The 21,422-nt window shown below is 41.4% G+C and carries 17 protein-coding genes and 1 pseudogene; 8 read left to right on the top strand and 10 right to left on the bottom strand.

All coding sequences use genetic code 11. From position 1 onward, the window contains the following. The first annotated feature begins 99 nt into the window (after positions 1-99). From AC4CVD_RS12985 to AC4CVD_RS12975, 3 genes are all read left to right on the top strand, one after another. A complete protein-coding gene (locus AC4CVD_RS12985) occupies positions 100-963 on the top strand; it encodes a phosphoribosyltransferase-like protein (protein ID WP_490753258.1) in 864 nt (287 codons plus the stop codon). Continuing rightward, complete coding sequence (locus AC4CVD_RS12980) at positions 963-1,283, top strand: hypothetical protein (RefSeq protein ID WP_490753257.1); 321 nt, start codon at positions 963-965, stop codon at positions 1,281-1,283. Before AC4CVD_RS12985 ends, AC4CVD_RS12980 begins: the two co-directional genes overlap by 1 nt. Before the next feature lie 221 nt (positions 1,284-1,504). Continuing rightward, positions 1,505-2,542 (top strand): reverse transcriptase family protein, encoded by a 1,038-nt coding sequence (locus AC4CVD_RS12975; protein WP_490753256.1) that lies wholly within the window; start codon positions 1,505-1,507, stop codon positions 2,540-2,542. 45 nt (positions 2,543-2,587) lie between these two features. Here AC4CVD_RS12975 and AC4CVD_RS12970 read toward each other — a convergent pair whose 3' ends face one another. After that, on the bottom strand, positions 2,588-5,482 hold the full coding sequence (locus AC4CVD_RS12970; RefSeq protein ID WP_490753255.1) for a valine--tRNA ligase: 2,895 nt from the start codon (positions 5,480-5,482) through the stop codon (positions 2,588-2,590). A gap of 183 nt (positions 5,483-5,665) precedes the next feature. On the opposite strand from AC4CVD_RS12970, the gene AC4CVD_RS12965 reads away from it, so the two are divergent. Both AC4CVD_RS12965 and AC4CVD_RS12960 read left to right on the top strand, forming a co-directional pair. Next, complete coding sequence (locus tag AC4CVD_RS12965) at positions 5,666-6,340, top strand: hypothetical protein (RefSeq protein ID WP_004982886.1); 675 nt, start codon at positions 5,666-5,668, stop codon at positions 6,338-6,340. A 12-nt stretch (positions 6,341-6,352) separates the two neighbouring features. Then, the gene (locus AC4CVD_RS12960) at positions 6,353-7,159 is read left to right on the top strand and encodes an SDR family NAD(P)-dependent oxidoreductase (RefSeq protein WP_490753254.1); all 807 of its coding nucleotides are present in this window, start codon (positions 6,353-6,355) and stop codon (positions 7,157-7,159) included. A 94-nt stretch (positions 7,160-7,253) separates the two neighbouring features. Here the strand turns inward: AC4CVD_RS12960 and AC4CVD_RS12955 are convergent. The 9 genes and pseudogenes from AC4CVD_RS12955 to sdsA all read right to left on the bottom strand — a co-directional run bounded on the left by AC4CVD_RS12955 (position 7,254) and on the right by sdsA (position 19,106). Next, positions 7,254-8,282: pseudogene (locus AC4CVD_RS12955) on the bottom strand (agmatine deiminase family protein). Between the two features lie 180 nt (positions 8,283-8,462). After that, complete coding sequence (locus AC4CVD_RS12950) at positions 8,463-8,900, bottom strand: YbjQ family protein (RefSeq protein WP_078389118.1); 438 nt, start codon at positions 8,898-8,900, stop codon at positions 8,463-8,465. Between the two features lie 3 nt (positions 8,901-8,903). After that, complete coding sequence (locus AC4CVD_RS12945; protein WP_176538152.1) at positions 8,904-9,260, bottom strand: YbjQ family protein; 357 nt, start codon at positions 9,258-9,260, stop codon at positions 8,904-8,906. Positions 9,261-9,363: 103 nt separating this feature from the next. Continuing rightward, positions 9,364-10,821 carry a multidrug efflux RND transporter AdeIJK outer membrane channel subunit AdeK gene (gene adeK / locus AC4CVD_RS12940; RefSeq protein ID WP_490753523.1) on the bottom strand — a complete coding sequence of 486 codons (1,458 nt, stop codon included), beginning with the start codon at positions 10,819-10,821 and terminating at the stop codon, positions 9,364-9,366. After that, the gene (gene adeJ / locus AC4CVD_RS12935) at positions 10,821-14,000 is read right to left on the bottom strand and encodes a multidrug efflux RND transporter permease subunit AdeJ (RefSeq protein WP_286407478.1); all 3,180 of its coding nucleotides are present in this window, start codon (positions 13,998-14,000) and stop codon (positions 10,821-10,823) included. Before adeJ ends, adeK begins: the two co-directional genes overlap by 1 nt. A gap of 12 nt (positions 14,001-14,012) precedes the next feature. After that, positions 14,013-15,257 (bottom strand): efflux RND transporter periplasmic adaptor subunit, encoded by a 1,245-nt coding sequence (locus AC4CVD_RS12930; RefSeq protein ID WP_419277694.1) that lies wholly within the window; start codon positions 15,255-15,257, stop codon positions 14,013-14,015. Between the two features lie 25 nt (positions 15,258-15,282). Continuing rightward, complete coding sequence (locus AC4CVD_RS12925; RefSeq protein ID WP_490753253.1) at positions 15,283-15,894, bottom strand: phosphatase PAP2 family protein; 612 nt, start codon at positions 15,892-15,894, stop codon at positions 15,283-15,285. Between the two features lie 146 nt (positions 15,895-16,040). Beyond that, positions 16,041-18,095, bottom strand: coding sequence for a site-specific recombinase (locus tag AC4CVD_RS12920; RefSeq protein ID WP_490753252.1), 2,055 nt, complete (start codon positions 18,093-18,095; stop codon positions 16,041-16,043). 33 nt (positions 18,096-18,128) lie between these two features. Further along, on the bottom strand, positions 18,129-19,106 hold the full coding sequence (gene sdsA / locus AC4CVD_RS12915; RefSeq protein WP_004982856.1) for an All-trans-nonaprenyl-diphosphate synthase: 978 nt from the start codon (positions 19,104-19,106) through the stop codon (positions 18,129-18,131). Positions 19,107-19,573: 467 nt separating this feature from the next. On the opposite strand from sdsA, the gene rplU reads away from it, so the two are divergent. The 3 genes from rplU (at position 19,574) to AC4CVD_RS12900 (ending at position 21,284) form a co-directional block, all read left to right on the top strand. Next, a complete protein-coding gene (gene rplU / locus AC4CVD_RS12910; protein WP_004695441.1) occupies positions 19,574-19,885 on the top strand; it encodes a 50S ribosomal protein L21 in 312 nt (103 codons plus the stop codon). 19 nt (positions 19,886-19,904) lie between these two features. Next, positions 19,905-20,159 carry a 50S ribosomal protein L27 gene (gene rpmA, locus AC4CVD_RS12905; protein WP_004695443.1) on the top strand — a complete coding sequence of 85 codons (255 nt, stop codon included), beginning with the start codon at positions 19,905-19,907 and terminating at the stop codon, positions 20,157-20,159. 360 nt (positions 20,160-20,519) lie between these two features. After that, positions 20,520-21,284: a YadA C-terminal domain-containing protein gene (locus AC4CVD_RS12900; RefSeq protein WP_490753251.1), complete on the top strand. Its 765-nt coding sequence runs from the start codon at positions 20,520-20,522 to the stop codon at positions 21,282-21,284. Positions 21,285-21,422 lie beyond the last annotated feature (138 nt).

The following is a 21,422-nucleotide window of genomic DNA, read 5'->3' as shown; positions in this document are numbered from 1 at the left end:
GTGGGGTAGATAAATTGATGGAGAATGGGTGCTTGTAAACTTGTATTGAAATTATTATTTTGATAGTTTAATTTTTTATACAATATTTTACAGTAGTTTATGAGTAGAAAAGAACATCTTGAACTATCAAAGATAATTGCTCAACATCCATGGCTAAGTGATAAATCAAAAGAAATTAGAAATCTTTTATTTAGTGAATGCGAAACTGATGAACATAGACACTTAATAACAGCCTTAATTTCTGAACTAGTCCATGTAGATATGCATTCTTACAAAGAGTTAATTAAAAGTGTAGCTGAAAATATTAAAAATACACATCTCATGCCTTCCACAACTTTGATTGTATCTATGACAGGAGATCGTTCCGCTGATAGTGGGCAGCATGTTCTATATGAGCTTAAGTATTTTTTGAGATATTACAAATGGACAGGCTATACAGCTGTTAATAAATATAATGAATCTCACAAGATTTTTAAAGATAATGGACAACAAGATACTGATTTGATTTTAGTTGATAACTTTATTGGTAGTGGTCGAACGGTGCAGACACGAATTAATTGGGTACAGGAAACTTTCACAACAAAAAATTATAAAACTCCCAATATTAGTGTAAAAGTTGCTTTATGTACTAAAAGTGGATTTGACTTTCTAAAAAGTCAAGGCGTAGATGTTTATGCCTCTAAAATTATAAATGATAAACTTATTGAAAATTTATTTTCTTCCAATAAAGATCATTATATTGAAATGATGCAGTATCTAGAGAGTAAATTACTAACTGTGTATAAAACTAAGAAAAATATTACAAAGTTATTACCATCTCTAGGTTACGGTAAAGCTCAAGTTGCATTGTCAATTGAAACAATGAATACGCCTAATAATGTATTTCCAATTTTTTGGTGGCAGTATGCTAATAATGCAGAGGAAAGAGAAGTATTATTGCTTAGGGATATGGAGGATGCTTAATGAAAGCATTGGATTACACCGAACAACTTTTACTTGGTGAGCTGTTTTCATCATCTCAAAAAAGACTCCAATCCTATACTTTAATGACTAGATTGGCGCTAGATGAGAATGTATTTTTTAGTACTATTGGTCGTTTACAAACCAAAAATATGATCAATTTTCATGAAATCTATGTAGAAATAAATGAATTAGGAATAGAAACTTTGATGGCACATCAATATATGAAAAAAATTAAATCTGATGTACCAGAGGAGTTCAAAAATCCTTATAGAGTCAAGATGAACTCTTTCTATACACCAAAGAAAAAATTGATTTTTTAGAAATAAATTGTTATCAATATATTACCTGTTAGGGATTAGTATATTGAAGTGATGTCGCTTCTTGTGTTTAGGGGTCATTGACCTTGTACCTATATAAATTTTTTCAAAATTTATATAGGTACCGATCAAGCTTTGCTTGGCTCGGTTCTATCAACAAAACCTTAGGTTTTTGTTGATAGAAAAGCAAGTATTTTGAGTAATCCCTAATAGGTACCTAATTCATGTCATACACCATAGAATCTGTTAAAAGCCCAAAAGAATGGCTTATATACTTTGAAGATGTAGGGGTTAAAGAAGAATATATTTCAATATATATTGAAATTATTGAAAAGCTTTATAAAAATAAAAATCCTATTATTTTTGAAATAGAACATTTTTCGAAACTAGTTGGTGTGGAAGTAGATGTACTACTTAGTATGATTTTTTCTAAGAAAAAATTTTATAGACAATTTAAAATTAAGAAAAAATTAGGTGGAGATAGGCTTATCACTGTGCCATCTCCATCCTTAATGATGGTTCAAAAATGGATTTATAAAAATATTTTGATAGGTAAAAGAGTTCATTATTCTGCTCATGGATTTAATTTTAATAAATCAATAATTACTAATGCTAAAATGCATATTGGCCATAAAGCATTTCTTAAAATTGATTTAAAAGATTTTTTTCCTTCTATTCCTATAAATTGGATTATAAATTATTTTAAGCAACAGGGGTATCCACCGAAGATAGCATTTTATATGGCATCCCTTTGTACCTTAGATGACTCTTTACCCCAAGGAGCTCCTACAAGTCCTATTTTATCCAATATACTTTTTTACAATTTAGATAAAACTTTATATAAGTTTTCTAAGAAAAATAATTTGATTTATACTCGATATGCTGATGATTTGATCTTTTCTGGCGATTATATATCATTAAAATTCAGAAATTTCGTGATCTTTTTAATCAAGAAATACGGTTTTAAAGTTAATTCTAAAAAAACAAGTTTAAAAATTAATGCGGGTCAAAATATTGTTACAGGTGTTTTAGTGAAAGACAGTATTTTTGTCCCCAAAAAGTATAAAAGAAAATTACGTCAAGAAATGTTTTTTATTAATAAATTTGGGATTTTATCCCATATCGCTAGTTCTAATATTAGAGATCCTAATTATATTTATAGTTTAATGGGGAGAATTAATTTTGTACTTAGTGTTGAGCCAGATAACAAGGAATTTATTGAATATCAAAATAAAATCAAAATAATAATAAAAAAGGGCTGAATAATCAGCCCTTTATACTACAAATTAGATCAAACTAACAACACATTAAAGCGCTGCAATCTGCTCCATATTCGCTTTAATCTTAGCTAATTGATCAGCAAACTCAGCAAGTTTCACTTTCTCACCTTCAACTACAGCCGCAGGTGCTTTTGCAACGAAACCTTCGTTAGAAAGTTTGTTGGCAATTTGGTCATGCTGTTTCTGAACTTTGTCTAAGTCTTTTTGCAGACGACCCAATTCAGCTTTCGGGTCAATTAAACCCTTCATTGGAACGAATACAGATACGTGACCAACAACTGAAGATGAAGACAGAGGAGGTTGCTCGCTGTCGCCTAAGAAATTGATGCTTTCAACTTTCGCCAATGCTTTGAACAGTGCTTCAATACGTGTGATCTGTGCTTTTTCAGCTTCAGTGGTGTTCTGAAGAAGAACAGGCAACAAGCGAGCATTACCTAAGCCCATTTCACCACGAATGTTACGCACCGCACCAATCAAACCTTGTAGCCATTGCATATCTGCTTCGGCTTGTTCGTTGATTTTGGCTTCATCTGCAATAGGGTAGTTTGCCAACATAATGGTTTCGCCACCCAAGCCAATCATTGGCGCAAGGGTTTGCCAAATTTCTTCCGTCAAGTACGGCATGATTGGGTGCGCAAGACGTAAAGAAGCTTCCATCACCGCAAGTAATACACGACGAACTTCGGCTTTGCGTTCTTCAGAAACAGATTCATCATTCAGAACAGGTTTGGTTAGCTCTACATACCAGTCGCAGTATTCATTCCAAATAAAGTCATAAATCGCTTGCGCAGCCAAGTCTAAACGGTAAGTTGCAAACGCTTGATGAACAGCTTGTTCTGCCTTTTGTAAACGGCTCACAATCCACTGTTCAGGCAATTCCCAAAGGTCTTGACGTGCTTCTTGACCAACCGTTTGACCTTCAACATTCATCAATACAAAACGAGTTGCATTCCAAATTTTGTTGGCAAAGTTACGGTAACCTTCCACACGTTTCATATCAAACTTGATGTCACGACCTGTGTTTGCCAATGCACAGAAGGTAAAACGAACGGCGTCTGTACCATAAGCCTGAATCCCTTCTGGGAATTCTTTGCGGGTTGATTTTTCAATCTTCGCCGCTTGTTTCGGGTTCATTAGACCAGTCGTACGTTTTTGTACCAAGGTCTCAAGGTCTACACCGTCAATCAAATCTAATGGGTCAAGCACGTTGCCCTTAGACTTCGACATTTTTTGACCTTCGCCATCACGGACTAAACCGTGAACATAGACCGTTTTAAACGGGACTTGTGGCGTACCATCTTCATTCTTCATGAAGTGCATCGTAAACATAATCATACGTGCAACCCAGAAGAAGATGATGTCAAAACCAGTCACCAATACATCCGTTGGGTGGAAGGTATTGAGGAAATAGTTTTCCGCATCGATCGAAGCATCGCCAGTCCAACCAAGGGTTGAGAACGTCCAAAGCGCAGAAGAGAACCACGTATCTAATACGTCTTCATCTTGACTTAAAGTAACATCAGCAGGGATGTTGTTTTTCGCACGGACTTCAGCTTCGTCACGACCCACATAGATGTTGCCCTCAGCATCGTACCAAGCAGGGATACGGTGACCCCACCACAATTGACGCGAGATACACCAGTCCTGAATGTTGTTCATCCACGCCATATACATATTGCTGTATTGTTCAGGCACGAACTTGATGCGACCATCTTTCACTGCTTCAATTGCAGGCTGCGCCAACGGTGCAATTTTGACATACCATTGGTCGGTCAATAATGGCTCAACAATCACGCCCGAACGGTCACCGCGAGGTGGTTTTAGCGTGTACGGTTGGATCTGATCTAACCAGCCTTCAGCTTCCGCTTGCTCAACCAGTTTCTTACGTGCTTCAAAACGCTCTAAACCGATGTAATCTGCAGGTGCAGGAATGGTTTTAGAAATTTGTTCGCCGGCTTTTTCGATATATTCAAACTCAGCCAGAACTTCGGCATTTTTGTTGAAGATGTTGATGATTGGCAATTCGCAGCGTTTACCCACTTCATAGTCATTGAAGTCGTGGGCAGGGGTAATTTTCACACAGCCTGTACCGAATTCTTTATCGACATATTCATCTTTAACGATTGGAACCGCACGACCAGTAATCGGCAGAATGATGTTTTGACCAACAAGGTGCGAATAACGCTCATCATCAAGTGCAACCGCAACCGCTGTATCACCTAACAATGTTTCTGGACGCGTGGTTGCAACCACGATGTGATCTTTACCATCGTGGGTGCGAAGTGATTTATCTTCAAAGAAGTATTTGAAGTGCCACAAAGAACCTTGTTCTTCTTTATCAGACTCAACTTCTAGGTCAGACAGGGCAGTTTGCAGTTTAGGGTCCCAGTTAACTAAGCGTTTACCGCGGTAAATCAAACCTTCTTCATGCAGTTTCACAAACACTTCTTTGACTGCATTGGATAAACCTTCATCCATGGTGAAGCGTTCACGTGACCAGTCAACAGAAGAGCCTAAACGGCGAATTTGACGAGTAATCGTACCACCAGATTGTTCTTTCCATTTCCAAATCTTTTCAATGAACTTTTCACGACCTAAGTCATGACGGCTGATATTTTGTGCGCCAAGCTGACGTTCTACGACCATTTGTGTGGCAATACCTGCATGGTCTGTACCCGGTTGCCATAAGGTATTTTTGCCCGACATACGGTTAAAGCGAGTGAGAGCATCCATAATGGCGTTGTTAAAACCATGACCCATGTGCAAGCTACCTGTGACGTTTGGCGGCGGAATCATGATACAGAATGATTCGCCTTTTTCAGACGGCTTAAAGTAGCCGTTTTCTTCCCAAGTCTTGTACCATTTTTTCTCGATCTCGGTAGGATCGTAGGTTGTAGCAATATTTTGCGCTGAATCAGTCATAGTTCAAACAGTTCAAAAGTAGATAAAAAATTGCATCTATTGTAGCAAAGAAATCGTAAATGGGGGCATGTAAAGCAAATGCGTTGATCTAGCAATTGCGACATGATGCAGAGCGCTTTATGATGTGTCTAAACCTAGAGTGCGCTTTGTTCGCAGTAAAAATCAAAAAAGGGGAGGATCATTATGACTTATCAAATATCATTAAAATTAAAACCTGAAACTCACCAACGCTTTGCTCACATTCATCAACAGCTTAATGCCGGCGAAAGCCAAAGTCTTGCCAAACCTTTGGGTGAGGTTTTAGCGGATATTTCATGTGAAGTGATTGATCAAGTCTTTGGCGATCTTGCACGCTTGTCTACCTCAGGCGATGGGGAGTCTGAGAAAATTATTCAGCACATTGTAGACACTATGCGTAAGTACATGCCGTGGTCCGTGTCTTTTTTTTCAAATGACCGTCTAATTCCAATGGTGAATTATCTAGAGCAAATGATGTATGACACCGAGAGCATGCATTTTTTAAGCTACCCAGTCGAAAAAACCTTAGTTACCGAACTTTTGGGTTGTGCGGAACAGATGGAAAAGGGCAATAACAGTTATGTTGCTCCAGCTTTGAAGGTGTTTACGCAAATAGTCGATCAAGGGGTGACCAGTCTGGTTCGCGAACCCAAAAAGATGCTTAAATTTAATCTGGTGGTCGATAAAACACTAAATGGGGTGATTAACTTGACGACCCAGTTGGGCTATAAACGTTTTGATAAATTAGGGCGTATCTATGATGCGCAGATGATGAGTCAATATTTCGATCATTTCCTGACTTTTTTAAATGATCAATCTGCAAATAAAACTTCGGTATGAGGCAATAAGGACATGGCACAGTTAAACAGTTTAGACGCTAAAGTGGTATGGATTACGGGGGCATCTTCAGGGTTAGGTGAAGCACTAGCTAAAGAATGTGCTTTACAGGGTGCTGAGGTCGTACTCACGGCAAGACGTTTTGACGAACTCGAAAAAGTTCGTGTCGGGCTGCTCAATCCAGATCAACACATTTCCATTTGTGCCGACATTACCGACGAAGCTCAAGTTCGTCATGCTTATGAGCAAGTGCTACAGAAAAAAGGTCGAATTGATTGGTTGATTAATAATGCAGGTTTAAGCCAACGTGCCTTGATTTCTGACACCAGCATGCAGACTGAACGTGCGATTATGGAAGTGGATTATTTTTCACAAGTGTTTTTAACCAAAACCGTTCTACCGACATTTTTAGCACAAAAATCTGGCCGTATTGCCTTTGTTTCGAGTGTTGCAGGGCTATTGGGGACGCAGTACCGTGCCAGTTATTCAGCAGCCAAGGCTGCCATTCATATGTGGGCAAATAGCCTGCGTGCCGAAGTGGCCAATGAGGGCGTAGATGTATCGGTGATTTTCCCAGGCTTTGTTAAAACCAATGTCTCGTTTAATGCTTTAAATGGTGAGGGTAAACCACAGGGGCATCAAGACGAAGCAATTGAAAATGGTTTAGAACCCGATATCTTTGCGCAAACGGTGGTGAGTGCATTGCTCAAAGGTGAAGAATACATTGTAGTCGGCGGTCGCAAAGAGAAAATGGGGGTGCTGGTGTCTCGTTTATCGCCTACAACGTTGTATAAAATGATTCGTAAGATGAAAGTGAAGTAAATTTAAAAAGGCAGGAGGAAAGTCTCTTTCACCTGCCTTTTGGGATCAAGTTGTTCCTATACCCCCCATGTTTTGATAGGGGAACAGCACTGTACTACTTACTGATTTTATTTAAATAGTTTAAGAACATTCCGCATTTTTCCCACGCACTTGCCAAGACATACAACGCACACCACCGCTCATATGACAGACATTAGCAGACTGTACTGGAACAACAGTACGTTTGGTTATGCTACGAATTTGCTGTAACGCGACAGCATCCTCTTTAATGCCAAACTGTGGGAAGTAAATCCGTTCAGGCGTCACCAGCATATTGGTGTATAAGCCACATGCAGAACCAAATTTTTCATCGTAGATTTCGCTGCCATCATAAGGGGGGATGATTTCACGAATTTTAACATTCGGAATGCTGCGCTTTAAATCGGCTTTAAGTTGCTTGGCATAGTCGGGATGGGTAAGCGTTAATCACCAAGGTATTTTGGTCGACAAAGCTGACCACACCATCGGCATGTTCCAAGCCCCCTTGTTCATCGGCCTCAATGAAGGCAATCTGCTTTGCACCTGTTAGAGCCATGAGTTTCTTACGGGCTTCGCTTTCGGTGAGCTTGTTATCCGCTAGGAATTTGGTGCTGAGGACGAGATTGCCATAACCATTTTCAACCCAGTTTCCGCCATCATTCAATAGCTTGCTTTGAGTAAACTGTAAGCCTGCTTTTTGACTATAGTATTTAAACTCATCTTGCACTTCATCAGAAATGGTCTGACCTTTTTTAGCGCCACCTTGTCCTGCGGCAGTGTAGCGGAACATGACGGGTTGAGCTGGATTAGCGCTGCTGAAGTCGCGCATCCAAATGTCATGCATCGGTACGATTGCCACATGCTTTTTGCCCAAGGCTTTGACATAGTCGGGGTAGAGGCCTTTGTCCGTCAGAACAACGACATTGTCTCCATTTTTAATAATTTTTTTTGCATAATCGACGTGAAAATCAAAAATACTATCAATCATTTTTGCATAGTAAGCATCATTACTTTGAGGCGATGCCAGTACAATTAATTCAGCTTTGGCTACAAGTGGAATCATGCTGAGTACAGCCATACTTATTTTCAGGGTTAAAGATTTCATTATCTGTGACCTATTTATAGTGTAGGTAATGTCCATTTTTATTGTGTTCAGTGGAGAGAATTATGCTCTAGTGAGCAATCTGCCATCCGAATGTACGATAGAAGGTGAGGGAGCATGAGCTATTTTGAATGTTCATGCTGTTTGAGTTTAGTGAATGGATGATTGGTCAATAGTCGCTGTTTAAGGACTTTGAATGGCGGTCCCATAAGCAAAGACTTCGACCATACCACCTTGCATGCCCATTTCGGTAGTCGCCAGTCTTATGCAAGCGATATGCGTTGCGCCGTGTTTTTCCGCTTCAAGTTTGAGTCGGACAATCGCTTCGCGACGGGCACGATCGACGACACTTTCATAGCTGGTGAGTCTACCCCCAAAAAAGTTTTGCACGGTCGCCAATACATATTTGAAATAGTCATGAGAAATCACAACATTGCTGCTGATCATGTGCCCAGACTGTTCGAAGCTTACTTTGCGTAAATTACCCACGGTAATGTAGGCAAGACGCTTCTCATTCTGTTCAAGCTCCGCCAAATGTTTACGTTCATTGTAGCGACCAAAGCCAAAACCGACGCTAAAGAGCACCGCAAAGATCAGCAGTTGGAAAACTAAACTTTCCATGGTTTAGGCCTGTGTTGGAAATGGATCGGGGAGATGGTTGTCTAACGGTGTAATACGGACCGCAGTGCCATAAACAAATAACTCAGATGCACCTTGGGCAATGTTAGAAGTTGAAAAACGAATACCTACAATGGCATTGGCACCTAAGCCTTGTGCTTTTGCAATCATACGATTCATGGCTTCTTGGCGGGATTCTTCTAAAAGCTCAGTATAGGCAGTGAGTTCACCACCGACAATATTTTTTAACCCTGCCAAAAAGTCGCGTCCGACATGTTTACTCCGAACCGTACTGCCATAGACCACATCCAATTGTTGGGAAATGGTATGTCCAGGAACAGACTCAAGGTTACTTAAAAGCATAATGTTCAATATTCAAATGATTTGATTATCTTTGAAGATAGGAAAAAGCCCAGCAAAAAGCAATAAAAAAGCCCACCGAAGTGAGCTTTTGATGTTGCAAACCTTAGTTCGCTGTTTTGTTGTATTTCACATCTGAAGAAGAAGGCTGTTTCACCACTTGATCCGTCGTGTTGGCTTTTACACCGCCACCGAGGGTTTTATACACTTCAACTTGGTTGTTTAAGTTTGCTTGTTCAAGCAATAACAACCCTTGTTCCGCTGAGTACGATGTACGTTGTGCATCAAGTACAGTCAGGTAGTTATCGATACCTGCACGGAAGCGAGCAGTTGAAAGTTTATAAGTGGTGTTGGTTGCATCTACCAGACGACGTTGCGCTGCTAGACGGTCACCAATATTTTCACGTACTGCCAAGGCATCATTCACTTCACGGAAAGCAGTTTGAATGGTTTTTTCATAATCTGACAACGCAATTTTTTGGTCAGTTTCTGAAATCTTCACATTGGCACGACGTGTGCCCCAGTCAAAGATTGGAATATCCAAGCTTGGGCCAAGTGACCATACAAAGGCACCTGATTTAAACAAATCGCTTAAATCTGTCGATGCATAACCCGCTGTGCCTGTTAAGCTGATGGTTGGGTACAACTGTGCTTTTGCCGCACCAATGTTGGCACCCGCAGCAGACAATTGATATTCCGCAGCGCGGACATCAGGACGGTTATTTAACAAGTCGCTTGGCAAGCCCGCTGTCAACGCCGTACTTTGGGTAATGCGTTTCACAGGTTGAGGAGACAATAAATTTGCAGGAACAGGCTGACCCACCAGTAGGTTGAGTAAGTTCTGTGCTTGTGCAAGTTGAGTCTTGTAGTTCGCAACGTCATTACGCGCAGTTTCAACCGAAATTTGTGCTTGACGTACAGGGACTTCGCTGTCGATACCCACATCAAAACGTTTTTTGTTTAGATTGTACGACTCAAGCTGCGCTTTTAAGGTTTGGTCTGCCAGTTTTAAATTGGCATTAGCAAACGAATAGCTCAGCCATGCTTGCGCAACCTGACCAATCAACGAAATTTGTGTTGCATCACGTGCACTTTGAGTCGCTAAATAGCTGTCTAAAGCATTGTCTTTTAAGCTACGAACACGACCCCAAAAGTCTAACTCATACGCAGTTACGCCAAGGCCAACATTATAGGTTGTCATGGGTTTGTTGCTGCTGAGTGTATCTTGGCGAAGCACACTACCACTTGCACCAATGGTTGGCAGTTGGTTGTTTTCGCTAATTTGATACGCTTGCTGAGCACGTTGAATATTTAAAGTCGCCGTACGGAGGTCACGGTTATTGGCTAGTGCTAACTCGATGACTTGGATTAAACGCTGATCAGCAAAAAAGCCTTTATAGCCTTGTTCTGCAACAGATGGACCTGTCGTTGAACCAATATATCCTGTTGGGATATCCGCTTGAGCGACGGGTTCTGGACCACGCATGCTTTGACATGCAGTCAAAGCAAGCGCAAGTGCAGATACCGCAATGCTACGACCTGAAATAGACCATACTTTTTGCATCACGATGTTTGCTCCTGATTATTTTGTTTCTTAGGTTTGTATTTGAAAATACTACGAATCCAAACAAAGAATACTGGAATGAAGAAAATACCCAACAGTGTAGAACTAATTACACCACCAAGGACACCAAAGCCTACTGAATGTTGGCTACCTGCACCAGCACCTGTTGAAAGGGCAAGCGGAAGGACACCAAAACCGAATGCAAGGGTGGTCATGATAATTGGGCGTAAACGCATTTTTGCAGCATGAAGGGTTGCATCAAACAAGTCTTCACCTTGTTCTTGCAACTCTTTTGCAAACTCTACGATCAAGATCGCATTTTTCGCAGAAAGACCAATCACGGCAACAATCGCAACTTGGAAGTAGATGTTGAACGATAAGTTTGGATCGCCCTTAATGATCATACCTAACCATGTCAGTGCAAATGCACCAAGAATACCGAGTGGTACAACTAGTAATACTGAAACAGGGATAGACCAACTTTCATACAATGCGGCAAGACATAAGAAGACGATAAGCATCGAAAGAACAAGCAGCGGAGCTGTTTGATTGCCCGAATCACGTTCTTCTAAAGATAAGCCTGTCCATTCATAGTCGAAACCTTGTAAGCCCATAGATGGTAACTTACCAATAATTTCTTCCATCGCGAGCATTGCATCACCTGAACTTACGCCCGGTGCTGGAGTACCTTGAATGTTTACAGAAGATACACCGTTATAACGCTCTAGACGTGGTGAACCATAAGTCCATTCGCCTGTTGCAAATGCTGAGAATGGAACCATTGTGCCGCTACTATTACGTACATACCACTTGTTCAAGTCTTCAGGCATCATACGTGCATTTGCTTCGCCTTGCACATAGACTTTTTTCACACGACCACGGTCTACGAAGTCATTAATATATGAACCACCCCAAGCCATGCTCATGGTTGTATTGATATCCGCAATACTGACACCCATTGCGCCTGCTTGTGCTTGGTCAATACTAATTTGATACTGAGGTGTATCTTCTTGACCATTTGGACGCACACCTGTAAGGCGTTTATCCTGTGCTGCCATACCTAAAATCGCATTACGTGCAGCAATCAGTTTTTCATGACCTTGACCACTCGCATCTTTTAATTGGATGTCAAAACCAGCAGATACACCTAATTCAGGCATTGCAGGTAACTGTAATGGCATGATGTAAGAGGCGTCTTTCACGATCATATTCAATGCCATACCACGTTGAATGATGGCACCAATTTGCGACTCAGGTGTCGTACGCTCACTCCAGTCCTTCAGCTTGATAAAGGCAAGACCTGCGTTTTGACCAACACCTGTGAATGAGAAACCAGAAACAGTAAAGATGGACTCTACATGTTCTTTTTCTTTATTCATGAAATAGTCTGTCATTGTGGTGATGACTTTATCGGTACGTTCAAGGCTTGCACTTGGTGGAAGCTGAACTAAAGTCATGACGACGCCTTGGTCTTCGTCAGGCAAGAATGAGGATGGTAAAGCTTTATATAGGCCAACTAAGCCTGCAATCACCAGTAAATAAACCACACCAGAAAATACTTTATGATGGGTCATACGGTTGACACCACCTTGGTATTTTACGGATAGCTTTTCAAAGCTGCTGTTAAACCAACGGAAGAAACGCGCAAAAATATTATTACTTTCTGCTTTATTCGGATCGTGTTGTTTTAACAAGGTTGCACACAGGGCAGGAGTGAATGTTAATGCCACGATCAGTGACAAAATCATTGCGGTAACTAGCGTAATCGAGAACTGACGGTAAATAACACCCGTTGTGCCTGCAAAGAATGCCATCGGTACGAATACCGCAGTTAATACACTGGTAATACCGACCAAGGCACCAGAAATCTGTTGCATTGATTTTTCGGTCGCAGCTACAGGGTCGAGGTGTTCTTCTTGCATTACCCGTTCGACGTTTTCCACCACAACAATCGCATCATCGACCAGAAGACCAATCGCTAAGACCATCGCAAACATAGTGAGCGTGTTGATTGAGAAACCGAAGATGTTAATGACAGCAAATGTGCCCAATACAACCACTGGAACAGCTAATGTTGGGATAATCGTGGCACGCCAGTTCTGTAAGAATAAGAACATGACAATGAACACCAACACGACAGCTTCAATCAACGTGTGTACAACACTTTCAATCGACAGCTTAATAAACGGTGTGGTGTCATAAGCCAGTTGATCTTTTAAACCATTTGGGTAGTTTTTACGAAGTTCACTGAGGCGCTTTTCTACAGCCGCTGCTGTATCTAGTGCATTTGCACCAGTTGCCAGTTTAATCGCAACACCGCCAGCAGCCTTACCATTAAATTTAGAGTCGAACTGATAGTTATCTGACCCGAGTTCAACACGCGCAACATCACCCAAGCGAACCTGAGCACCTGAAGCTGTATTTTTTAGAAAAATATTTCTAAATTGTTCAGGGGTTTGCAACATGCTTTGAGCATTCACTGTTGCGTTCAGCACTTGACCTTGCACAGATGGTGCACCGCCTAACTGACCTACCGCCACTTGTGAGTTTTGCGCATTAATGGCAGTTGCAACATCACTTGGAGTAATTTGTAAGCTGGTCATTTTCGCTGGATCAAGCCAAATACGCATCGCGTATGAACCACCAAAAACTTGGACTTCACCCACACCTGCAACACGGCTCAGCGGTTCAGAAATGTTTGAGTTTACATAGTCTTTAATGTCGGCAGCAGATAAGCTTCCATCTGGAGAGTAAAATGCAAGAACTTGCATAAAGCTCGCACCAGACTTGGTGACTTTTAGACCTTGACGTTGTACATCTTCAGGTAAAAGCGCCGTTGCCGATTGTAGTTTATTCTGTACTTGAACTTGAGCAATATCAGGATCGATGCCTTGTTCAAAGTTTAAGTTAATAGACGCTTGACCGTTACCCGCACTGTTTGAAGAGATATAACGTAGACCATCCAGACCATTCATTTGTTGTTCAATGATCTGAGTGACTGTGTTTTCAACAGTCTGTGCAGAAGCACCCGGATAAGTTGCAGAGATTGTCACCGAGGGCGGTGAAATCGTCGGATATTGGGCAACCGGCATTTTTGTCAGCGTGATAATACCCGCCAACATAATCACCAGTGCAATCACCCACGCAAAAATGGGGCGATGAATAAAAAATTGAGCCATTCAGTCTACCCCTTATGCGTTTGAAGTAGCTTTTTGTTCAGTTTTCGCACCAGCTTCTGTCTTTTTAGCATCCGTTGTTGGAGCTTGAGGTGCTGCTGCTTTAGGTTGATACGGTTTCGCAACAACTTTCTGTTCAGCTTTAACTTTCGCTATTCCGTCAACAATAACTTTTTCACCTGTTTTAAGGCCTTCAGTCACAATCCAGTCTTGGCCTTGAATACCAACTGTGGTGATTTGACGAGCCTCTACTACACCTTTGTCATTCACAATCATTGCCATTGCTTGACCTGTTGGTGTACGAGTCACTGCAATTTGCGGCACTAACATCGCATTCGGGATTACGCCTTGAACGATTTGTGCATTGGCAAACATACCAGGAAGCAATAAGTGATTCGGGTTCGGGAACACCGCACGAATCGTCACAGTTCCTGTATCTGGATTGACACTAGCATCAGAGAACGCTAAACGGCCTTCGATTGGATAATCACTGCCATCTTCTAGTTTCAGCTTCACACGCGTGTTGTTACTGCTGTCTAAGCTACCTTTACTCAATTGTTGACGCAAACGAAGAAGTTCAGAACTCGATTGGTTGATATCAACATAGATTGGGTCTAAACGTTGAATTGTCACCAATGGCTCTGTTTGGTTTGCAGTCACCAAAGCACCCGCAGTAACTGTAGAGCGGTTGGTTTGACCTGAAATTGGTGAGCGGATGGTTGAATAACCTAAGTCCACTTCAGCATTTTTAACTTGAGCACGTGCTGCTGCCACTTGTGCCTCAGCAACATTTACTTGACCCACTAAATCGTCATAGTCTTGTTTCGCAACAGCGTTGCTTGAAACCAGTTGCTGATAACGATTTAGTTTGGTTCTGAGTGTGCTTAAATTCGCTTCTTGTTGTAATAATGCTGCTTTGGCATTATCAAATGTTGCGCGGTTGGTACGAGCATCAAGTTCATAAAGTGCTTGACCTTCACGTACATAACTGCCTTCCGCAAACAAACGTTTTAGAATGATTCCACTCGTTTGTGGGCGAACTTCAGAGATTTCAAATGCCGTGGTTCTGCCAGATAACTCTACAGATTGTTCTACATTTTGTGGTTGTGCAACAATGACACCGACTTCAGTAGGTGGCGTTTGTTGAGAAGCGCCAGCTTGCTGCGCATCTTTTGGATCTTTGCTACAACCAACAAGTGCAATACTCGTTGCTAATGCGCAAGCGGTAAGGGCTGGGGCCCAAAGCTTTGCCGACATCATTGTTCCACCTCGATTAGATTCTTATCTAAAAATAATGTGTATTTAATTGGGTATATCTGCCGCACAAGATGTAAAGCAGTGAAATCCAGATAATACTAATGCTCCAACCTGCGAGAACGTCGGATGGGAAATGTACTCCAAGATAGACTCTTGAAATTCCCATCATCAGCATCCATAAAAGAGCAATGCATACAACATAACGATGTGCAGGAAATGGTCGACTTAAGAAAATGGCAAGACACGCCAAAGTGGCAGCATACATACTGTGCGCACTCGGAAAGGAAGCACCATAGCTCGTCACTAGGTGAAACATTTCTGGTGGGCGTGGTCTCGAAATTAGAAATTTAAGTAGCCAAGCAGAAGCAATACTTCCAACAACGCCTAAACCAATAAAAACAACATCTCTATACTTTTTATACCATGCACGATGGAAACACCATAGAGTGGTTAGAAATAATACAAACGGCATGCCGCCGAGTGCTGATAAAAGTATTGCAAGCTTATCTATAGGTTCAGTTCTTAATGTGCTGAAATATTCGACCATCGCCAGATCTAAATCTGTGAGTGATTGAATGCTTAGGACTAATCCACTGATTATAAATAAAATAATACCGATAAAAAGCAACAAGTAAGGCATGCTGGAACTCGTGTCATTTCAACCGATTTAAGCGCGGTTATTTACTGGGTTAAAGTGTACTCATCAGTACACTTTAATTCAAGTGTTGATTAATCATGTATAAAATTTTGTTTACAGTGTAACAAGAGCTCAAAATCGGTACAAAATCATTTTGGATGGTGTTTTGTACTGTTTGAACTTTCTTCAACTTCAAGTGGGACGTTCGGGGGCCAAAAGAAATCACTAGGGCGAGTCAGAAAATGGGTGAGTACCAATTTTGCTAAAGGTTTCCATTGTTCAAATCGAACTCGACGTGCACGTAAAGCCACAATAATCGTGAGGGTAAAACTGACAAATAAGTTCGTTAGACCAATAGCGAGCACTCCGAGGAACGATACAATAATCAAGCCAATCTCAGGACTACCATTAATATTCATCAGACCTTGAATGAAGTTTGCAGAAGCAAAGGCAATATGGCGAATATCTAGGGGTAAACCCAAAATATAACCAATGGTTCCCATACTTCCTAACATAATCCCGAACAGGAAATTACCCGCCAGCGCGCCTAAGTTGCGTTCTATATAGCCTGCAAATTTATCGAGTCGTTCTTGCCCCATGATCGTTTTGAGACGAGGGTGTGCTTTTAAGCGAGGGCCAACTTTGCGATAAACCGCCATATTGTCAAAATAACCTGCCAAAAGTCCCGATAAAAACAAACAGACACCCGCAATCGCGGCATGTGGAATGGCCAAAGAGGTAAAAGGGTTTAAGTCATGTAAAACTTTCGCCGCTTTCGCATGGTTGAGTAGCGGTTCATGCATGCCAGTTGCCCATGCCCACGTAATAAACGCGGCAACAGGAATGGCAATTGAGATATTTCCCAAAATAGCAATGAACTGGGTACGGATAATATTGATAATCAATGCTGCTAATTCAGCAATTTGCGCGGTTTTAGAACCTTTGCGGTGTTGTACTGTTGCTGCAAGGGCTGCAGCAGTCATTGCGGGTTGTTTGGTCGCTACAGTAAAGTGCAAGACATGAATCAGCATAAAACCTAGTGAGTAATTCATACTGTAAATAAAGGCTTGCATGAGTGGTGCCATGACCATACGTGCCGACAAGGTTTTGAGCGTTGCCATAATGGCAATAATAACTCCTGCACCCGCTGCGGACTTATACATGGCTAAAAAGCCTTGTTTGTCTGTACTTACATAGTGTTCCCCGGTTTTACTGGCATTTTCAGTTACCTGTAACGCAATTAGTTCACTATTGGTAGTGAGTAGAGAGCGTACGCTGCGTTCGCTATAAATCGCAGCGGTAATATCGACCAAGAGCATACTCACCGCTTCATAGTGTACTTCGCCTTCTTCTACAATTAAATTGAGCAACAGTTCGACGCGGTCTAAGCATTGCTCAAGTAAGGAAATCAGATAGGTTAAACTGACACTGACTCCAATACGTCTAGTCGCACGACGAATTTTCAATACCACATCACGACACTGCTCAATCATGACCAGCGCTTGAGAAGCGTCGGGTGGGGCAACCACACTCGAGGTTTCTGCGTCTTGATGTGCCTTTTTATACTGTTGAATGAATTCGACAATTTCGCGGTTCTGCACTAAAAAAGGCGATTCATATTCGGTCAGCTCAGGATGCGCATTAATAAACTCTGGATATAAACCAATACCACTAATCCGATAAGACAACACCGTAATGGCTTTAATCACTTCACTGCGAATTTTGACTTTTTCTTTTTGATTGGCATGCCCGTGATTGAGCAGGTTCAGCAGTTGTAGCCAGTCACTGTCTCGGATGTTATCGAGCCAATATTTGTCACTTCGGTTGGGAAAAACGCGACGGACTAAATTTTGCAGTTGAGTTTCGTCATTAATCAGCGGGAGAAAATGTGCCCCTAAACGCTGTGACAATTGGTTCCAAAACCCATCTAAAGACAAGATACCTGTATCGGCATAAAGACTGGTTTGTTTATATTGGGAAATAAGCCGCAGTACAAAGCTTTGTAAGGTTGATGCGGCATCGGGAGTGATGAGTAATGCTTGAATGAGCGCTTGAAATTTTTGGTGGATTTCATCGGTTTGATACGCATCTATTGGACGAATACGCTCCACCAACTCAATTAAAAGTTGATCATTTAAAACAGCTTGAGGTTGCTCAAGCTGTTGCTGCATTTGAGAAAACAGATCATTAAATTTTATATGCATAGGCAAGTTAAAAACATTTTAAAGCATCATTTGTTATTGAATTCGATGTAAAGCCAGTTGGGTTAAATTGACCAGTGCTTGACGATATTGGCTGTCAGGTAAAGCCTGTAATGCTTGAAGTGCGGCTTCGGTTTCTTCATGCGCCCGTTGTCGGCAGTAATCTAGTGCGCCAGAACTGTTTACGATAGCAATGACTTGATCAAGATCTGCCGTTCCGCCTGTCGCAATACTTCGACGAACAATGTCATGTTCTTCACCCGTTGTATTTTTCAATGCTGAGATTAACGGCAAAGTCGGTTTACCTTCCATTAAATCATCGCCAATATTTTTACCTAATGTTTCAGCATCTGAGGTGTAATCTAAAATATCATCAATGATTTGAAAGGCATTGCCAAAGTGGCCAGCAAATAAACGCAGCGGTTCACGGTACTGCGGTGTCCCAGAAAGAATGGCAGCCCCTTCAGTTGCCAGTTCAAATAAACGTGACGTTTTACCGTGAATAATATCTAAATACGTTTGTTCTGTGGTTTCAGGTTGGTGCTGTGCTTGAAGTTGTAACACTTCACCTTCGGCAATTTCACAAGTCCCTGTAGAAAAATCTTTGAGTAAGGTCATGTCACCGAGATCGACCAACAAATCAAAGGCACGTGAAATTAGAAAGTCACCCACCAGTACAGCGGTCTGATTGTTCCAAGTCGCGTTGGCCGTTGGGCGACCACGACGTAAGCCAGATTCATCGACCACATCATCATGGACTAAGGTTGCGGTATGCAGCATTTCAATGATGGCAGCAAGTTTGCGCTGGCGTTCCAAGTCTTCTGCACCACAGGCTTTGGCAGCCAATAAACACATAATGGGACGCATGCGTTTACCACCTGCTTCAACCACATGTTTACTCACCGCCATGACTAATGCCACTTTAGAGGTAATGCCTTCATTAATAAATGTGTCCATCGTGGCAAAGTCTTGAGCTACAGGGGCGAGAATATCTTGCTTAAAGTCGATGGTCATTTGAAGAGCGGCCTCATCTATATAAAGTGATAAAAATCAGCATTACCAGTATTGTGTAAATAGGGATACCTGTCTAAATGATTCATTTCAATCATAAATAAGACTCGCTAGTGTGCGAGGCTTTATTTTACGAAAGACAGTTCCTTATTTCCCCAATGTATAAGCGTACTGCATTTGTAGGCTTATTTACATTTTTAAAATCAATTCATCCATACTATAGCGGATTGATTTTAAAAATCTATTTCATTGTAAGCAAAGTCAAGCCAGAGTTGAACTGTAATTTGTTGATTGAGTTTTTCTCGATTATTAAATAATCGTTAATTTAGTCTAATAAGTTCGGCAAATCTCTTGTTGTTTGAGTCAATATCACTTAAAATCCTTGCCCTTGATTAACCCCAGTGGCGTTCGTATTAAGATCGATATCTTCCTTTATCGGCACGACGACACGGGCATGTTTGGAGTACATTATGTACGCAGTAATCCAAAGCGGTGGTAAACAGCACCGTGTTGTAGAGGGTGAAACCCTTAAAGTTGAATTGTTGAAAGCTGAAACTGGCGCAACTATTACGTTTGATGACGTATTAATGCTAGTAAATGGTGACAGCATTCAAATCGGTGCTCCAGTTGTTGCTGGCGCTACTGTAACTGCTGAAGTAGTTAGCCATGGTCGTCACGACAAAATCCGTATTGTAAAAATGCGTCGTCGTAAACACTACCGTAAACAACAAGGTCACCGTCAATGGTTCACTGAGTTGAAAATTACAGCTATTTCAGGCTAATCACGAGGAGTAATGAGACATGGCAACTAAAAAAGCCGGTGGTTCGACTAAGAACGGTCGTGATTCGAACCCTAAAATGCTTGGTGTTAAAATTTACGGTGGTCAATCTGTGACTGCTGGTAACATCATCGTTCGTCAACGTGGTACAGAATTCCACGCAGGTCAAAACGTTGGTATGGGCCGTGACCATACTTTGTTTGCAACCGCTGACGGCGTAGTAAAATTCGAAGTGAAAGGTCAGTTTGGCCGTCGCTACGTAACTGTTGAAGCGTAAGTTTTAATAGTAAGAAAAACCCACATTTTGTGGGTTTTTTTTCGTCTATTCATATTGTTAGCTCATTTTCTTTGCATTTTTTAATTTGAATAAAAACACTAAATACCAGTAAGTGGTGATATACGTCACAAAAAATAGGAGCGTAATAATAATGTAAAAGTAAAAGAAAGGCAGACAGACATGAACAGAATATTCACAAAAGTCTTGGAAAAATCCTGCTGCCATATGGTTGTTGCAAAACAAAACAGTCAAATTGAAAAAAACCATATGATGAAAGAGACAGCGTTGCGTATTTCTCATGGGTCAAACACTGAGAATTGCGGCGTTGTTACGAATCTAAGACTTACTCCGAAATTATTGTTGTTGAGTATTGTATTGGCCATGGGGAATGCTGCATGGGCAACCCAAGGGGATAATCATCAAGAACAGGGACAAGGGCACGAGTCACATGGGAATGGAAATGGATATGGTCATGGGTCGCATGGCAACGGAGATGGTAACGGGTACGGAAATGGTAATGGGCATGGAAACGGCAACGGGCAGGGAAATGGTAACGATCATGGAAATGGCAACGGGCACGGAAATGGAAACGGTAATGGGCATGGAAACGGTAACGGGCATGGAAATGGTAACGGCCATGGAAATGGTTCTGGAACTCAAGGACCACAAGGTCCAATGGGGCCAGAGGGTCCACAAGGTCCGCAGGGCCCACAAGGAGCGGATGGTACCAACGGCATTAGCCCAGAAGTAATGGCAGCAGCATATACGAATATCTTGAATCAGGCACAAACCTATGTGAACCAAGTTGGGCAACAAACCCTCAATCAAGCAAATGCTTATACGGATAGTCGTGTAAATGCCTTGAACCGAGACATGCGAAAACTCGAAGATCGAACCTATGCAGCAGTAGCATCAAGTATTGCGATAGCATCTTTACCGCAACCGACAGATGCTGGCTACAATATGTTTAGTGCCGGCGTGGGTACATGGGAAGGTGAGCAAGGTTATGCTTTTGGTCTCAGCGGTGTGACTGAAAGTAACAAATATGTATACAAAGTAGCTGTAACAACCAATAGCGAAGGTAATTTCGGTGCAGGTGCAGCAATTGGTTGGCAATGGAAATGACAGTGATAATTCTTAACCTCAGTTAGAAAAGCCTCTGCATATTCAGAGGCTTTTCTATATCTAAAGAGCACATCTTATCTTCATCATGATGGATATTTCACAACATTAAGCACCAATAAATATACAAATCTTCTTATA

The sequence above is a fragment of the Acinetobacter sp. LipI_23 genome (assembly GCF_058243045.1).
Note: the sequence above shows the minus strand (reverse complement) of the source record. Positions and strands in the feature narration are given on the sequence as shown.

Excerpts from the sequence above, each read along its gene's own strand:
- AC4CVD_RS12985 (WP_490753258.1), top strand. The coding sequence starts at position 100 with ATGAGTAGAAAAGAACATCTTGAACTATCAAAGATAATTGCTCAACAT.
- AC4CVD_RS12980 (WP_490753257.1), top strand. The coding sequence starts at position 963 with ATGAAAGCATTGGATTACACCGAACAACTTTTACTTGGTGAGCTGTTT.
- AC4CVD_RS12975 (WP_490753256.1), top strand. The coding sequence starts at position 1,505 with ATGTCATACACCATAGAATCTGTTAAAAGCCCAAAAGAATGGCTTATA.
- AC4CVD_RS12970 (WP_490753255.1), bottom strand. The coding sequence starts at position 5,482 with ATGACTGATTCAGCGCAAAATATTGCTACAACCTACGATCCTACCGAG.
- AC4CVD_RS12965 (WP_004982886.1), top strand. The coding sequence starts at position 5,666 with ATGACTTATCAAATATCATTAAAATTAAAACCTGAAACTCACCAACGC.
- AC4CVD_RS12960 (WP_490753254.1), top strand. The coding sequence starts at position 6,353 with ATGGCACAGTTAAACAGTTTAGACGCTAAAGTGGTATGGATTACGGGG.
- AC4CVD_RS12950 (WP_078389118.1), bottom strand. The coding sequence starts at position 8,900 with ATGGAAAGTTTAGTTTTCCAACTGCTGATCTTTGCGGTGCTCTTTAGC.
- AC4CVD_RS12945 (WP_176538152.1), bottom strand. The coding sequence starts at position 9,260 with ATGCTTTTAAGTAACCTTGAGTCTGTTCCTGGACATACCATTTCCCAA.
- adeK (WP_490753523.1), bottom strand. The coding sequence starts at position 10,821 with ATGCAAAAAGTATGGTCTATTTCAGGTCGTAGCATTGCGGTATCTGCA.
- adeJ (WP_286407478.1), bottom strand. The coding sequence starts at position 14,000 with ATGGCTCAATTTTTTATTCATCGCCCCATTTTTGCGTGGGTGATTGCA.
- AC4CVD_RS12930 (WP_419277694.1), bottom strand. The coding sequence starts at position 15,257 with ATGATGTCGGCAAAGCTTTGGGCCCCAGCCCTTACCGCTTGCGCATTA.
- AC4CVD_RS12925 (WP_490753253.1), bottom strand. The coding sequence starts at position 15,894 with ATGCCTTACTTGTTGCTTTTTATCGGTATTATTTTATTTATAATCAGT.
- AC4CVD_RS12920 (WP_490753252.1), bottom strand. The coding sequence starts at position 18,095 with ATGCATATAAAATTTAATGATCTGTTTTCTCAAATGCAGCAACAGCTT.
- sdsA (WP_004982856.1), bottom strand. The coding sequence starts at position 19,106 with ATGACCATCGACTTTAAGCAAGATATTCTCGCCCCTGTAGCTCAAGAC.
- rplU (WP_004695441.1), top strand. The coding sequence starts at position 19,574 with ATGTACGCAGTAATCCAAAGCGGTGGTAAACAGCACCGTGTTGTAGAG.
- rpmA (WP_004695443.1), top strand. The coding sequence starts at position 19,905 with ATGGCAACTAAAAAAGCCGGTGGTTCGACTAAGAACGGTCGTGATTCG.